Source organism: Endozoicomonas sp. ALB115, from assembly GCF_049310245.1.
Classification (GTDB): domain Bacteria; phylum Pseudomonadota; class Gammaproteobacteria; order Pseudomonadales; family Endozoicomonadaceae; genus Endozoicomonas.
This window is the reverse complement of the sequence record NZ_JBLYZG010000009.1, coordinates 1-17097: the sequence shown is the minus strand read 5'-3', so window position 1 is coordinate 17097 and position 17097 is coordinate 1. Positions and strand designations below refer to the sequence as shown.

Genomic DNA, 17097 nt, shown 5'->3' with positions numbered 1-17097 from the left:
ATTTTAAACCCTGCGTTTAATGAATCCTTTGATTTACCAGATTGGTTCAAACCATGAATATTTTTGATGAAGCTCTCGGTGTTCTGAAGTCTAAAGTTCAGGTGCGCAAGCTCTTTCACGATATGCACGCTGAAGACCTTCAGCGCGTCATCGGTCGCATTGAAGCCATTTACGAAGAAAAAGTGATGGCTCAAATGGAGGTGGAAGAGGAGCAGGCCCGCAAAAAAGAGGCGCTGGATGCGGTGGTTAAACAGATGAAAGAGCTTGGTCTCTCCCTGGGTGATATCAAAGAACTGTCAGAAGAGAAAAGCAGCGGTGGCCGTAAAGGAAAAACACGCCAGCGTTATTTGTTTCGCTACGAAGCCATTGATGGTTCATCAGTGGATTGGGAAGGGGCAACAACCGGGCGTATTCCTGCGGATTTCTCAGACTATCTTGAGCGGACCGGTAAAGATCGCAAGGCCTGTATCGTTTCTGAAATCTGATGCTTTAAACCCTTGCTTATTAAAGAGCCTGACAGGAACAGTCTTTAATTAACTTGCCGGTTTGGAACACGATCTCCGTTCATCCTGATTGCCATTCACCCTGATCTCCGTTCATCCTGAGCGGAGTCGAAGGGTGCATGGCACAATAAGTAGTTAACCAAATGAAATCATATATTTCTGACTAAGTGGACAGTCACTCTGCGGCGTTGCAACTCCGGTCACATAGCTACGGCTATGCTCCCTACGTTGCGCCTTGCATAGTAACTGCCCACTTAGCCAGAAATATACGATTCCATTTGGCCAACTACTTAGTGAGCCGGAGTTCACGCCTTTGTTGCTTTCACGCCTGCCTATTTGATTTGACTGAGCCTTTTATCAATCATCTCCTTCAGAACATTTTCCTGGATAAACCCACCCACCACCTCATCGGGAAACACCAGTGCCGGAGTTCCGGTAATGCCCAGCCTCTGGGCCAGCATGATATTACGGTCCAGTTGTTTGTTAATCTCTTTATTATCTACTACGGCGGTTTTCAGTGCCTCCACATCCAGCCCCTGTTTTCTGACAATGCTGGCAATGGAAGCCGAGTCATGCCGGGCACGGTGAGACATCAATGCTTTATGCAGCGCAAGATAGGCCTCATTACCTTCAGCCCTGGCTGCCAATAAGAGCGCAGCCGCCTCTCTTGAACTTGGCCCGAGGATGGGCATGTCTTTATAGATAATTTTCAGATCAGGGTAATTGTTGACCAGCACTTCCAGAACCGGGTCCTGCCGTTTGCAAAATCCACAGTTCACATCACCAAAGTAGGCAATGGTCAGTTTGGGGGTTGAGGAACCGGCAAAGGGGTCATCACTGTGAAACAGCTCGGCCATATTGCTGGTAAGCACCGAGTTTTGCGCCTGTGATTTGGCTAACTCTTCCCGTTTTTTCAACTCATTGACAACATCGAGAAAAATTTCAGGGTTTTCCATCAGGGCTTCACGCACCAGCTCTTTGACCTGTTGTTGCTGTTCCCGGTCCAGCGGTGCGGCCTGACTGCTGATTGGCAGGATAAGTGCGGTAGCGGCAATGGCCAGCAGCTTTTTCATGGTTAACGTCCAATGTAATGTTCAGAAGTGTTTTTCACCATCATACCGGTTTGACGGGCGGTAATGGAATGCAGTCGCCATTGGTTAAGGCAATAATCTTGTAAATATTGCTATTTTTATTCTGGTTATTTATTAATCGCTGCCTTTGCTGATCAAAAAAGCCAGGACTCCGGAAAAACTTGATCCAGGTCAAAGTACATCGGGTTCAACCTGCGTATGGTTTTTATAGGGATAGTTTAAAGAAACCGCTTGAGAGCGTAGCGTCAAGACCGCTGGAGTACCCAAAAGAACAGATTATCGGTATCAGCCAATGAGATTGGAGAAGCCAAATATACTTCATTTCAGGTGTTGTATTGGCTTTTCAGGCATTCGCCAGAAAAACCCATTAAGCGGCTAAATGATCGCTGCCGGGGCCGATAACAACAGTTCCTTAAAAAAACACGTAAAGGACTGAAACAATGAAAGTAATTGCTGTTGCTGTAGCGGGAATGTTATTGGCCGGTGCTGTTCAGGCTGCTGATAAAGCGGAAGATCTTCAGAAAGAAGGTATGGTCTGTTACTCAATGGGCCAGGTCAATGCCGAAAGACAATCCGGTGGACGTGGCATGGCTCCGGACCTTACTGTCAATATTGCTCCGACTTTTTATATCACCAGTGACCGTGACTATAAAGCCTGCCGTAAGATGGCGGCGGAAAAGGGCGCTCATGTGATTGTTGATCCGAATGCTTGATTTTTTGGTTGGATCGCGAAGGCTTGAGGTGCTGAGTAAAATGATTTCTTGGTATTTCAGGCCAGCGTTTAGGTTCTGACCTTGTTCCCACGGGGCTCCGTGGGAATTCCTGCACGAGTCTTCCTGTCAACTACTTGCGACAAAAAATATCTGCGAACTCCCGTATGCATTCCCACGCTGGAGCGTGGGAACGAGTTCAGGTGTTAGAGTCCGAATGGGACAGGTACGGTATGGGTGTTACCGTTTTTTACCCATTGGAACTTCGTACCACTAGCATCTACCGATCCATTTACACTGTAAACATATGAACCAACCTCTGCACTTCCTGTATATCCAATTAACACCTTGCCTGGTGCGGCGTTGTTTCCAGTAACTGCTGCAGAGCCGGTTAGAGTCAAACCTGTTGTTGTTGAATAACTCGGTTTCGGGAGAGATGAAATACTCAATTCCGTTGCACTATCGCATAGAGTACCATCACCATTCTTCTCTTGCATACAGAGTGCAATCGCAGATTTAAGAGAAGCAAGACTTGCAATATTATCGGCCCATTTTGCTTTAACTACGTAGTTCTGATACTGCGGAATAGCCACTGCCGCCAAAATACCAATGATCGCCACAACGATCATCAATTCAATCAGAGTAAAACCCTGTTGTTTTTTCATTTTTCTGTCCCCCGGGAACATCATTTATAGTTTTTTTAGCATGCATCTTCTTACAAGGCATGCGTCTTTTAACCACCCTACCCTGGGTACATCGTCCTTTCTAAGTGTGTATTCCACTAAGAGCTTATGGTTATCATTTATATAGCCCCGCAGAACACGAAAAAAGTAACATGGTTTGAAATGTGTCACAACACTAAAACCATAGTTTTGCTAAGTTACAGCTTTTGTAGAACTCTCTCCTTGCGAGCCGACACCTGCTCCAACCCCCAAACTCCGTTCGACCTGAGCGGAGTCGAAGGGCGTAAGCTCCATACCCTGAATAAAGACGGTGCCAATCACCCTTCGACTCCGCTCAGGGTGAACGGAGATTGTACCCATCAAACACATTGAAATAATGCACGGTTACACGGTTCCAAGGTATTTGATGGGTTCTCTCGATCAATGACGCCCAAACTCCGTTCGTCCTGAGCGGAGTCGAAGGGCGTAAGCTCCATGCCCTGAATAAAGACTGTGCCAATCACCCTTCGACTCCGCTCAGGGTGAACGGAGATTGTACACATCAAATGCATGGAAATAATGCACGGTTACACGGTTCCAATGCATTTGATGGGTTCTCTCTATCAATGACGCCCAAACTCCGTTCGTCCTGAGCGGAGTCGAAGGGCGTAAGCTCCATGCCCTGGATAAAGACTGTGCCAATCACCCTTCGACTCCGCTCAGGGTGAACGGAGATTGTACACACCAAACACATTGAAATAATGCACGGTTACACGGTTCCAATGCATTTGATGGGTTCTCTCGATCAATGACGCCCAAACTCCGTTCGTCCTGAGCGGAGTCGAAGGGCGTAAGCTCCATGCCCTGAATAAAGACTGTGCCAATCACCCTTCGACTCCGCTCAGGGTGAACGGAGATTGTACACATCAAACACATTGAAATAATGCACGGTTACACGGTTCCAATGTATTTGATGGGTTCTCTGTAGTGGTCAAGTAAAAATGGACACCTGATTAAGCCGCTTTACTGAATTCCTGTTGCTCAAAGTCCACAGGGCTCACGTAATCAAGATAGGAATGAAGTCTGCGGTTGTTGTAGAACAAAATGTAATCAACAACCGCTGCTTCAACATCTGCTCTTGTTTCGAAAATATAATGGTCAGTCCTTTCCCTTTTCAGACTTCCAAAGAAACGTTCGGTCACCGCATTATCCCAGCAGTTTCCCTTACGGCTCATACTGCAGATCATGCCGTACTCTCTGAGCTGAGCCTGATAGTCCAGAGAAGCATACTGACTCCCTTGATCTGAATGGTGGAGTACTCCCAGGCCAGGCTTACGACTCCACCACGCCATTCTCAACGCCTCTAACGGCAGTTCTGTAGTCATGCGACTGTTCATTGACCAGCCCACGATTTTCCTTGAATAGAGGTCCATAACCACTGCCAGATACAACCATCCCTCGCGAGTCCATAAATAAGTAATATCTGTCGTATAGACCTTATTCGCCTCCGTTACTGCAAACTCCCTGTTCAGGAGGTTTTCTGCAACTGGAAACTTGTGCCTGCTATTCGTCGTCACCTTGAATTTTTTCGCATACTTCACGACCAGCCCCAACCGCTTCATCAGTGTTGTTGCCTGATGACGACCTATGCTGTAACCCTTACTACGCAGTGCTTTTGCCATTCTTCGGCTGCCATATGAGCGATCAGAGTCGACAAAAATCTGCTGTGCATCAGCCTCCAGGCGGAACTGTTCAGCCCTGGAGTTCTCCTGCTGAGTCTGTTGTTTCTGCCAGCGGTAAAATCCGCTGCGCCCAACTTGCATTATTTTGCAGAGTACCTGCACCGGATAGGCCACCTTCTCCTGTTGTATGAATGCAAACCTTACAACAGTTCTTTCGCGAAGAAGGCCGTCGCTTTTTTTAGGATTTCCTGCTCCATTTTTAACTGGCGATTTTCAGCTTCCAGTTCTTTTATTCGCTGTTGATCAGGCGTCAGAGCTTGCTGCCCTTTGCCAGGAAAAGACCTTTCCTTTTTTTCATTCTGCTCCCGTATCCAGCGTCTCAGGTTGCCATCATGGATACCAAGACTTCTGGCCACTTCTGAAGCAGCCTGCCCCTGTTCAACTACCATAGCAATGGCTTTACGCTTAAATTCTGGAGAATAATTCTTACGCTGCTTTGTCACTTTCTACCTCGTCATCAACTGCACTATTGTGCTTAACGAGGTGTCCTAAGTCATTAAACCACTTCAATGTAGTCATGGCAGTTGTTTGTAACAAAGTTATAACCCTCTTTCCAATCGTTGGCTTTATTCGCCTCAGCCTGCCACATTATCTTGTCGTCATATCTTGTGTTACCACATTGATATTTATTGATGTTTTTTCGGTCATCAAATAACCCGGTTTTAGTAAAGCCGGTATTATCTCCCGTACCGTCCTCATAGAACGCATGCTCATGGAAAATGCCAAGATTTGTTCCAGTTGCCCCTGAACTCATATAATCACCAGCAAAAGACAGCGGGCGGCGACACACTTTTAGCAACCCCAACGGGTCAGTATCTATTATCGGGTTATCTCTTCTTCCAAATGCCATAAATAAGCATACAGCCATACATCAATATTCCTAACTCTATAACTATTAATACAGGATCCATTCTTTTCATCTTCTATTCATTTGGCAAGAGGCAACAACTCAGCAGGGAATGATACAAAGCGAAAATATAGAAGTAATGACCCTGCACCAATATATACAACAATAGATTGATAATAGTCGCTTTTTTCTTCTTTGACATTCCTTGTATACCAACGCCCAAACAAATATATTCGTCCTTTGATGATCCCGTAGCCGATCATAGTAAAATAAAGCACTATCCCCATATCCACTACAAAGACAACAAAATTAATTAATTCAGCTTTGCTCATAGCAACTATTTAACCCTGCAAAATTTACTTTCTGCAACACTCATTGCAGCCTTAGAAGAAAGCATAGCTGCATACATTATTACTATCGCTATTAAGGGGCCAGAAAAGAAAGCTAAAAGGCCTAACACTGTTACTAGAATAGACAAAGCTATCAAATAATTTAAACCCTCACACTTATGGTCAATTTTTGCGTAATCCATGATCATTTTCACATTCAGACCTAAAGCAATTATCGCAGAGAGACCTGTAAGAAGCGTTATTTTTAAAAATGGTAATGCAAAACCAATAAATCCAAGAATATCATCATAACCTTTTTTTTCGGGGTCAATAAAACCACCGTTACTACCACCACTTATTTTATAAGCTCCAGCTCCAGTTTCTGGATCTATGATCAAATACCCTGCACCAACCCAACCATTTAAGACAATATTTTCCTCATGTGCTGTCACCACTTTACCAGCTTCTACACTCTGACGAATTTCTTGCCTGATTCCTAAATCCAACTTTATGTTAGAGATTACTTCATCCAAATTACTGTTTGTGATGGTAAATATTTTCTGCCCTGCACCAGCAGCTACAGCTAGAGCTTTGACTGCACTGATTCCTTCAACAGGGGAATCACTTGAAGAAACAAGCTGTTCTGGCACAAGATGCTCCATTGCAGAAGTGCGTGAACCACTTGTTTGATTATTTTGCACCCAAGCTGCTAGGTCATTTCTTTTATGAATACTCATGGATGAATAATTATCCACATCCATAACTAAACCATTAGTTTGGACATCTCGTGCTATACCATACCAATACATAGGTATAACATTAGTCATAAACAAACCAAAACTTGGAGCCCGGTATTGCACAACATCATTACTTTCTGCGGCAATTTGATCCTGCAGATCATTTAATCCAAAGTAGCTAAAGATAGTGGAATACACGATATCTCCAAGCAAATCATGCTTGGACATGTCAGATATATCTGAAGACTCAATCTTGGATTTTGTATTTTCCATTCTTTGCTGCATTTGTTCTGCCTGTTTCGCAGATACCCCCTGCAAATCCAACCCAATAGCACGGTATTCACCCGCTACTGGTTTATTATTTGCCTGAGTCCAGCCATGGGTTGGAGAGTACAGACCAATAGTACTATACAGTTCCGTTCCCATAGTGCCTGCATCCTGAGCCAGCTGTACTTCGCCATCTACTGTAAACTCCGCGGTCATATTAATAAGGTAACCGGGTAATGTATCGGGCAGTTGGGACGGATCAATTGGGCTGCCATCTTCATTGGGTTGTGGCAAATAGCTTGCGATGATCTGTTCATCATCTTCAGTACTGGGCCGGAAGGACAGTGCGAGTTTCTTGCCAGCCACTTCAACGGTGGGCTGCTCAAAGGTAAAGAGGGTTGTACCTGGCTGACCATAAAGCTGGGCTTGCAGCTGGTATTTAAACTTATGACGCAATTTCTCAGGCACTTCTGCAAACCGTTCACTGGTAGCCAATACCCGGTAAGGCAGTCCTGCTGCCAGTGGCGCTGCAGGCTTGACCTTGACTTCCTGCAGTCCCAGCACTTCACCTACTGTGGCATCAGGGTTCTGATTAGCAATGTAGTCTTCCAGTTGCTGTTGGTATGCCTGTAATTGCTGTTCGATAGACTGCTGTGGCAGATTCTGTACCCAGCCCTGCTCTTCATTAATAGTTGCATTGGCCTGGATATCATCTACCAGAGCCTGGGCATCAAAAGGCACTTGTTCCTGCAGTGCCATACCATCGGTGAATTCATACTGTTTAAAGCTGGCATCCATTGGAATCCAGTTATCACCTGTACGGTTTTTGACACCCCGACTAGGCTCAAAATCTACCCAGGCTTCAGCCCAGGTGTGTTCCATTCGTATCTGAGTTACTTTACCGCCATAAAGTAAACCAGTATTGGGTATACCTCCTTGCCCCATTAAGTTCTGAGCGGCTGCAGGCACTTCCACACCACCTACCCAGTTCATCACTTTCTCTACGGGCACTTCTACCGTGCCATAAGCATAACGGGCAGGAATATTGGAGGCTCGTAACAAGCCAATCAACAAACTGGCTGTGTCGGTGGCATTACCCCGGCGAGTATCCAGGGTCATGGCAGCCCCCTGAATGGAGCCATAGCTGGGAATAAAACGGATGTTATTGTGTACCCAAGAATAGATTTCGGTTGGGTTATAGTTCAACTCAGCAGCCAGTGTTCGCATCTCATCTGTGATCACTATATCAGGTGTTTCCTGCAAAAAAGTATCGGCAGGCTGCCCTGAGTTTTTGGCGCTAAATAGTGCTGCAGTCACTGATGATGGCAAAGGCCCATTGCTGGCAACCTGTACACCTTTATAGGAATCAAGACCCAGAGCACTCTGCAAGTCAAAGTTTGTCACCTTGGGTTCCCGAACTTTGCTATTCGGATTACTAAAGGGGAGTTTATTGGGATCAAAGGGGCTGTGGGAACGTTTGAACTGCTGATTTTCCAGAACAGCCTTCAATTGTTGCCAGAGCTCATTGGCACGATCCAGGTCCTTCGTAGTTAACAGTTCTTTCAAAACGGCTTTAGTTTCAGAAAACTGTTGTTTGAAAGTGGCCATTGCTGCAGCCTGCCGTTTGGCAGCTACGGCTGGAAGCTTTTTATCAGAAATATGAGTCTGTATCTGATAAAAACCACCCATAGCATCAGCTTCTATTGCCAGAAGGTCTGTCAACAACCCTTGCAGTTGTTCTCGCTTATCAGAACTGAGTGGATCATCATCTTGCCAGAAAGCCAGGGTGGAAAATAAGCCCGGCTTTTCTCCACCCATAGACTGATTTACTACAGCATCCTGTAAGGATTGCAGGCGACGGGAAAGCTTCTGCTCAGGGGTCTTCTCACGAGCCACTGTAATCTGCGCCTGTCGTTGCTGTTCTTTTTCAATATTATCTGCAACAGCCTTACCACTGGGGGAAATATAAAACACAAAGGTAAACAGGCTCATACTGATTATCGATGTCAACTTACCTACGCAACCGCTTCTGAGCGATTCCATCCCTAGCCCTGTCATACCTAATTCCAACCACTTGTATTTATCTGTCTTGTGAAGGTTGACCCGCCATCAGGTCGGGTCAGTCCAGCGATTTCATTATTGTTTTTTCAACCTGCTCTTCAGGAACTTCCCTCAGAGACACTGCAGGGGAGGTTCAACTTTCAGAGTAAAGTACTGAATCGCAGTATCTCCACAACCGTCTGAAACTCGCACAATTACAGGGTATTCTCCGGGTATTGGGTAATCCCAGCTGAGCACGCCCTCATCACTGATACTCATCCCTTCGGGATATTGATCCAACTCAAAAACAGGCACTGCCTTTTTATCGTGGATCACATCGATCTTGTACTGGTAAGGTTCAATTTCCAGCACGCTGGTAACAGGATTAGAAGTAATCGTTAACTTAACGGGGTTCCTGACAAGACTGACTTCAATCAAGCCAATCGATCTGCCTGACTGATCGACAGCCTTAAAACCAAGTTCGGTACTATCACTGGAAGCAGTCACCTGATAGCGTTTGGTGACCCAGCCTTTGTCAGAGCCGTCCAGCGTAGCCAGTCGTTTTCCATCCCACCATACTTCAACCTGGTTCGTATCAGCCGTTTCACATTGCCCCCACATACATTTGTCCTTGTGATAAGGAGCCACCTTTGGTGTGTAGCTGAACTCAAGGGTATAACTGTCTCCTGCGTCCGTCTTAACAACATGTGTTAACTCAGAGTTCTCACGAGCGTCCAGAACCAGTCTTGCCCAGCCTTCTCTGGTATACGTTCCTGCCTCTTTGTCAGACTGGGTTTCAAAGGGATTCTTACCATAACTCTTCCAGTCAGGCGTTTTATCAAAGAAATCAAAAAAGCCGTTTCGACTGGATGAATGATCCTCAAACGATTCACTCGTAATCAGGTTTTCATTAGCACTGTCATCAAATGAACAGCTCAGGCTCACATTATCAATGAGTCCGCCCATAGCATCTGATGTACCTGCGGCTTTTAGGGTCAGTGCTGTTTTCGCATCGCTGGCTGTAACCTCATAATGTTTGCCCGTCCAGTGGTGATGCTCACCTGAAATCGTATCGATGTGTTCATTACCCCACCAAACTTCAATATCATTGGTATCATCTGGCCAGTGAACACTGGGTACGTAGCCAAGAGTCAGATTGTACTTCTGCCCAACCCGGGTCGTGATATCCTGGCTAATTGAACTGTTTTCATAACCATCCAGCTTCAGCGCCGCATCACCATGAACAGCCCAGCTCTTGTCAAAGAAGGTTTTGAGATCGTAGTCCTTATCCCAAATATAATTTTCAAAATATCTGTCTGTGTGCTTACGACCCCAAGCCTCATAGTCTATATGGTGGCTCTTTTCATTGATCCAATCTCTATGCTTCCATAGTTTATAATCACTCTCCGCAGACCATCCTTTACGTTTCCATGCGTTATATCTCCAGCCTGTCCGGGTTTCGAGGATCTTGAACTGCTCATGTCCGGTCGCTCTCCAACCGGGTATGCTTGAAAAGAGCCCCCAGTAAAACTGTTCGAGTACGCCGTGTTGCTCAAAGGAGCCATTTTTCACGAGGTTATTAAAACGGCATGAAGTGCATTTTAATTGAACATTATCAATCAACCCGCCTACACTGTCGCTTTCACCAACGGCATGGAAAGCCAATTTCGACAGATTATATTTCGCTGACAGTTCGAATTGCAGTGTTTTCCAGCCTACCTTATCGCCCTCAAGGGTCGTGATTTTTTCATGACCCCAATAAACGTCAATATTGTTAGTTGTTGGCTTACTATCGACTTCCACACGAGGAGAGTAATCAAGAATCAACAAGTACTGATCACCGGGTACTGTTTCAACCCATTGAGCAATCAACGCCTTACGATGAGCATCAAGCTCCAGTACAGCCTTACCATCCGTGGCCGCCTGGGAAACTCCGGAGGTTTGAATTTCAAATTTGTTCTTCAGAGCTACCCAGCCAGGTATGTGTCTGAAGACACCCCAGTCGCCATACTTGAGATATCCGTGGCGTTCAAATGAACCATTGACCAGTAAATTAGTACTGTATTGAGATGTTTTTACTTCTGCTACGGGCACCTTGGCAGGACAAGCAAGCGTATAACCTGCACTAGCCAAGGCAACTTGCTCACCATCAATCTCTGTTTGTAGTACGCAGGCATGTCCACCAGGGTTGAGGTTGCCGGTATCTATCAGATGAGTATATTCAGTTGCAGCCCCAGGGTTTAGAGTCACTGAAGATTCACCTTGTATGCCAGAACTTTGCCCTCCAACATCGACCATTGAACGACTCATCAGCAGATCATCAGAGGTTTTAGTACCACTGTTTTCAACAGTGAAATGGCAGATTTGAGGCTCACCTATCACCAGTTTACTTTCATCAGCCGTCACTTTTCCCTTAAGCGCAGCAAGTGCATTTTCCTGAACCAGGAATTCGGCCTGGGAAATGACAATTTCACCCCCCTCCTTGTTCACCAGCCTTGCTACAATTTGATAGTTTCCTTCCAAAGCCCCCTTGAGATCAATAGCACTGAATCTTTGCTGCAGACCACCAGACGCCAGTTCAAGTATATCCATTACTTCACTGAAAATGATGGTTCCATCCGGCGAAATGACTGTGACGTAAAGTTCAGAAGCTTCAGCTACAGCATTGACGGACAAGTTTTGAACCAGGTTTTCAGCCTTGACGTTATCGGTCGTGTGGTAGACCTGTCTGTCGGTTGTCGTTCGAATATTGATAACCGTGACATCTTCTCCACCTGAACCAGAAGCACTGATGGTAAATTTCTTGTTGGCAGTGGCTATTTGGCCAGTGAGATCGTCTTTAACATTTATACGGGCAATATATTGGCCATTCGCCGTATCTGAAGTGTTCCATAGACTTTGAAAGCTGACCGAGTCACCCGGCCCCATTCCGGATAACTTTTCACCTGAAACCTTCGCAACCTTACTTCCTTCAGAATCGAATATTGAAACATCCGCTACAGCTGTGCCAATGGTTGTACCCGTATTTTGAACGACTGCGGTGAGCATTACATCGGTATCCGCAGGATACTGGTTACTGTTCGTACCGATCGATGGCACATAACGTGATGACAGTACATCAATGACCTGTTGCCCCAGTGACTGATAAACATCATTACCGTTGATATCCCGGTAATATAAATCGAGCGCTTGTGTCACCACTCTTTTTTCGCCTGGCACAGGGTTCTTGAAAGTAATGTCGTAGCTCAGGTCCTCAATCTGATCAATCGTGATATCGTCAAATCGCCATTCAATAAGTGTACTTCCATCTTTTTGGCTGACGTTATCGGGTTGAATTGAAAAAGAACTACTGGCCAGATCGATATCTGCATTAGACAATTGACTGATGACCTGAACATTGGTCAGTCTTTTCTTGTTATCAAGACTGATCGCCCTCTTTACCTTGTTCCCAGCCCCATCGCTGATAACCAGCACACCTTTGCCCGGTAAGTCTTTATTAATGACATCAATATTGAACTGCACCTTTAACGCGCCAGGAACAAAGCTTTTAGTCTTGAGTGTCAGGTTTTCAGCGCCTTCTTCAAGCTCGACCCTGAAAATACCGGTATCGCGATCAATCACGCCATCGTCATTCAGGTCTTCGCCTTCATCGAGCTGGTTGTTTTCATTGATGTCTTCTGTACGTCTATCGAGTCTATTGTTTTTATTCAGATCTTCGCCTTCATCAATCAATGAGTTCAGGTTCAGATCTTCAAAATCACCTGCGATACCTTCGATGCTTCCATCAAGCTCAATGAGTTTAACGAATGGCGCAAAACTGTCACCTGTGGAGTTAATCAAATCAAAGTTCATCCCGCCCGGGTATCCGTATGAGTCATAACTGCCAAAACCATATACATAGATACCAAAGGGATTAGGGCTGGAAATGGTATGAGAGCCTTCAGACACCTTGATCTGTGCCCCACTGAATCCGCTATTACCAATGTCTTCAAACTGATCTGACGAGATGATCTCTCCATCAAGCACAATGGAATTTATATTATCTTTTGGAACGACAACATTGACATAGTTATTAACAAAACCAAGGCTCTCTTCGAGCGACGCAAATGTATAACTCTTTAAAAATTGCTCAGCAGGGGGTACCAACATCATAAAGGGGTCGGATATAATCCCGTCACTATTTTGCCCTTGAGAGTATTGAGCGACAAGAACAGGCTCGTTACTTTCTATTACAGAACGGGTCTTTAATATTTTTTCAACATACTTCCCTTTACTCAAGGTCTCAACAACTTCTCCGTTAATTTTAACCTCAGTATCATCAGAAAAAGCTAATATACGAAATACATCCCCACTTCGCCGAGTAGCCAGAGGAACCGTCACAAATGATCGACCCCACGTTGAAACAGGGGGCAGCATTTCGCTCAGGTGATCACACGCTCTTACTCCAACGGGTACGTTCGCACACTCAACACCACTGAAAACAGAAACAGGAGCAGAAGAGTTGATTAACGTACCTGTTAGATCACCACTACTGGGATCATTGAACAAAAAAACTTCATTAGCGTCCAACGTAACCGTAAACGGCTCTCCTTCTTGCCTGCCATGTGCGCTTAAAATAGGTGTAATGGTAACATCGGTACCATCGTAAACCCCGGTTACTGAAAACTCAGAGGGCAAGCTTCCTGAGAGCCCCTTGTAACCAAGTATCGAATATTCAGTCCCCAAAGTATCAACGGACAATCCATAAAAAGCATCTGTTGTATGTTGTTCTTGGCTTAAACCATACACAGCCACTTTAACGTCGCTTGTTACACGTATCCCAAGATTTGAAATACTATTTACGCTTGGCTCATCTGTTTTGGATGGGATTTCTATACGAGCAATAGAGTTTGGTTCAATCGAAAAATCTTTTACAAAATTAAGTCCTGGTATGAGTACAGTGCCACTTGCGCTCTGTTCACTGGATATAATGACAGATAAGCGAGCACTACCACTATGATTTGGCATAAATGACAGCACATAATTTTTACCACTATTGCCATTTGCATAAGCATTAGCAGCGACCAATGCAGTTATTAATATAAGGGCGAGAGCCATCACCAATGTAGAGGTGTCATTTTCCTTGATTCTCATTGCTCAACTCCCTTGATCTTTACTTCAATGGTGATTTTTCTATCCCCATCAGGAGTAATAACCTTCTCAGATATGCTTTGCTCAGCTTCAACTCGAACAGTAGGGGCAACCTCTACAGAGATTTCCTGAATTTCGGGCGATAACTGCGAATCACTCAATTCAACAGTAAACGGGTAGCGCCCGCTTTCTTTGAAGGAGTATTCCATATCCAGCAAATCGATTGATTTTTCTGTATCACTGCCAAGCAAGCTCAGCACTGTATCTGACTCTTTTATAATGTCAGTGCCAGCATCACGCCAAATCGTTTTAAAGGTGAAATCAGATGGCTGGTTTGAGCGATTAATTACATCAGCCATTAACAACACTCGCTCTGTTGCGCCAACATGAGTAAATGCTTTGTTTAACCTGAGATTGACCTGAGCCAATGCGCTAGTCTCAACAATCGTAATAGTGGAGTATTTCTCAGAAAGTAGTTGCTTTGTAAATTTGTCATAAGCAGACAGCTTAATGCGATATCTACCCGCCGGTTTATTCGCGGTAAACCAGTTAGCGTCTACAGAAACAGATTTTTCAGGTAGAATCACAATCGGATCGCCGGGTCCAATCCCCCCCGCCATACTACCAACAGGTGTTGCAAAGAGAACCCTGTCAGCACTATCCAGAACTTCTATATACAGTTGCGCAGTCTTCGGAACATCGCCTGCATTCTTAATAGTCGCTGTAATTGAAATGGGCTCATATGCTGAAAAGTCAGAACTTCCTGCCCCTAGCTCAGTAACGCTAAGACCACCCAAATCTGAGGGAGACAAAGAGACGTTGAACTGTAATCTTCCATGCGCATCCATATCGACTTCTGGCAGTTGACTCCAATACCCTGACGCACTTACCAACAATTTGAATTTCAGATCTTTTACTTCATCAAGAGTGTATGTTCCGTCAGACAGTGTTTTTGTTGATTGATCCGAACCATCAACTGCTATCGTAGCATTTTGAATCGGAAGTCCGCTGACAGCATCAATCACTTTACCAAACAAGGAACTATTGTCGTCTACCCCTTCAGACTTTTTAACAAGCAGCACATTCCCTACATTAACCTTATTTCCTGCACTTGCTATAAACTCAAGCGACCTTTCCTGATACCCCCCTTTTGACACAACCAGAGTGATCTTTCCAGCTTCCAGATCATCAAGAGCAAAACGGCCATCGCCATCAGTTAACACCGAGGCAGTAGAACTCTGTACTTCAACTCTGACACCCTCAATGACTTGACCTGAGTCTGAATCAACAACCACTCCTGCAACTGAAAGTTTTATGTCCTCAGGCTCCCCTTGTTTAACAAGAGATGGGGAAAAGAGCATTTTCTTTCCTGCTTCCAAATCTGCATCCACAAAAACTTCTCTATACCCAGGCACTGTCACTTTGATCTTGTATTTTCCCGGTTCTAATTCAGCTTGATACTGCCCTGAACTGTCGCTAATTATTGTGTATTTAACTTCACCTTTCTCGTCTACAAGCGATAGCGTAGCGCCACTTATGGGCACTTCAGAATTTGTTATGAGTATTTCACCGGTGATTACTACTACATTGGGGGCAGCTTGAAGCCTGACGAAGCCAAGGTTTACAACCTGGCCTTTTGTTACTTCAGCTGTCTGCTTAACTGCTTGGTAACCTGCAGTTGAATAGACTATTTCATGTTTTCCGGGCTCAACATTTTTAACAACAAAATAACCTTTGTCATCGGTTCTGGAGGCTCTATCCTCTTGACCCTTAACGCTAACAACAACATCACTCAACGGGAGGTTTTGGTTGACAGAGAACACCCTGCCACTGAATGTCCCAGCCGTTGGCTCTTCAGGGAAGGTGATATTACTCGCAAGATGAAGAGCCCGGAGAGATAAGGCTGTTACAAAAACATCTCCACCCCAAGATCCATCAGACAGCTGACTAGCTTTCAACTCATTTACCTGGGTGCTATACAGGCGGGAATCCCGAATCTCAGGAATGATTGCAAGCAAAGCAATGGATTTTTTCCAAACCCCATCCAAACCAGAATCAACCGGTGGATTTTCTAACAGGTAGTACCCTATTTCACGTAAAGCATCGGGAATATCTTTATATTTAAACCTGTAGGGTTGAAGCGCTGTATAGACAAGAGAAGTTACGGGAATGGAAGACTCATTAGAATCATAGACAGAATAAGCTCCGCTTTTATCCTGCCTGTCTAACAAGTACTGAATAGCGGCTGCTTCAGCCATTTGATCTTGTGAAACTTGTGATATCGCATAAAGCGCTACAGCCGTATCGAATACACTACTATCATATCCCTCATGGCTACCAAACCCGCCATCCTGATTTTGACGACTCAGGATCTCATCAAGTTCAGTAGCAACAGGAACGCCTTGTCTGATTTTATGAAATGTAATGGCTGACAGAGATTCAGTTTCAAGACTCTCCAGCTTAAAACTCTCCAAATATTTTAGCGCATTAGCCTGAATAGAGGGATCTACATTTCCCAGAAGCCTCAAAGTAAAGACAGCCTCAACCGTAGATCTTGAAACGCTGGTTAGATCAGAGTCACTAAAAATACTTCCATTGTCTGCTACATTTTTCTCAAGAAATTTCGTATTAAGAGCCCACAGACTTCCAATTTTTAGAAGACAAAACAGATTGATAGCAAAAATCAAACAACATGAATACTTGCTTTTCTTATGCACTCTACTATCCCTTGCATATTTTTATTATGTTGAATGAGCCGAGCTTCGCTTCAACTACATCTAGTCAACTATTACTACAAGTCGTGTAACCCATAATCACAACAAAGAATATTGACGCAATAGTATGCGACATATGTTGTATAAATTATCCTGAGCAATACTACAGCACTTGTTTTAAAGCCTCAAGTAACACGGCAAAAACAGGCCCTTTCGCAGGTTGGCTGATCATTTTACTCGACTCTCAAGTTTCTAATGCACGAGTGTTTGATATTCAGGCAAACGATACTTGAGTGAAGCAGTTGGCATCATTCTCCCCAGCTCC

The 17097-nt window shown here is 44.7% G+C and carries 10 protein-coding genes; 2 read left to right on the top strand and 8 right to left on the bottom strand.

What is annotated here, in order from left to right; translation table 11 throughout:
* The first annotated feature begins 53 nt into the window (after positions 1-53).
* Positions 54-485 carry a hypothetical protein gene (locus ACO6VE_RS06125; RefSeq protein ID WP_422460310.1) on the top strand — a complete coding sequence of 144 codons (432 nt, stop codon included), beginning with the start codon at positions 54-56 and terminating at the stop codon, positions 483-485.
* 350 nt (positions 486-835) lie between these two features.
* Here ACO6VE_RS06125 and ACO6VE_RS06120 read toward each other — a convergent pair whose 3' ends face one another.
* Positions 836-1576, bottom strand: a complete 741-nt coding sequence (locus ACO6VE_RS06120) for a DsbA family protein (protein ID WP_422460308.1) — start codon at positions 1574-1576, stop codon at positions 836-838.
* A 458-nt stretch (positions 1577-2034) separates the two neighbouring features.
* Here ACO6VE_RS06120 and ACO6VE_RS06115 point away from each other — a divergent pair, with 458 nt between their 5' ends.
* Complete coding sequence (locus tag ACO6VE_RS06115) at positions 2035-2307, top strand: hypothetical protein (protein WP_422460306.1); 273 nt, start codon at positions 2035-2037, stop codon at positions 2305-2307.
* Positions 2308-2510: 203 nt separating this feature from the next.
* Here the strand turns inward: ACO6VE_RS06115 and ACO6VE_RS06110 are convergent, their stop codons facing one another.
* The 7 genes from ACO6VE_RS06110 to ACO6VE_RS06080 form a co-directional block, all read right to left on the bottom strand.
* Positions 2511-2969: a pilin gene (locus ACO6VE_RS06110; protein ID WP_422460304.1), complete on the bottom strand. Its 459-nt coding sequence runs from the start codon at positions 2967-2969 to the stop codon at positions 2511-2513.
* Between the two features lie 1010 nt (positions 2970-3979).
* A protein-coding gene (locus tag ACO6VE_RS06105; RefSeq protein WP_422460427.1) for an IS3 family transposase occupies positions 3980-5097 on the bottom strand; the annotation gives its coding sequence in 2 pieces (ribosomal slippage) (positions 3980-4884 and positions 4884-5097; 1119 coding nt in all).
* Between the two features lie 107 nt (positions 5098-5204).
* Positions 5205-5576: a hypothetical protein gene (locus ACO6VE_RS06100; RefSeq protein WP_422447699.1), complete on the bottom strand. Its 372-nt coding sequence runs from the start codon at positions 5574-5576 to the stop codon at positions 5205-5207.
* 59 nt (positions 5577-5635) lie between these two features.
* Positions 5636-5887 (bottom strand): hypothetical protein, encoded by a 252-nt coding sequence (locus ACO6VE_RS06095; protein ID WP_422447697.1) that lies wholly within the window; start codon positions 5885-5887, stop codon positions 5636-5638.
* Between the two features lie 5 nt (positions 5888-5892).
* Positions 5893-8880, bottom strand: a complete 2988-nt coding sequence (locus ACO6VE_RS06090; protein ID WP_422447695.1) for a transglutaminase-like domain-containing protein — start codon at positions 8878-8880, stop codon at positions 5893-5895.
* Between the two features lie 180 nt (positions 8881-9060).
* The gene (locus tag ACO6VE_RS06085) at positions 9061-14061 is read right to left on the bottom strand and encodes a DUF642 domain-containing protein (protein ID WP_422460302.1); all 5001 of its coding nucleotides are present in this window, start codon (positions 14059-14061) and stop codon (positions 9061-9063) included.
* A complete protein-coding gene (locus ACO6VE_RS06080; protein WP_422460300.1) occupies positions 14058-16775 on the bottom strand; it encodes a carboxypeptidase regulatory-like domain-containing protein in 2718 nt (905 codons plus the stop codon). Before ACO6VE_RS06080 ends, ACO6VE_RS06085 begins: the two co-directional genes overlap by 4 nt.
* Between the last annotated feature and the right edge of the window lie 322 nt (positions 16776-17097).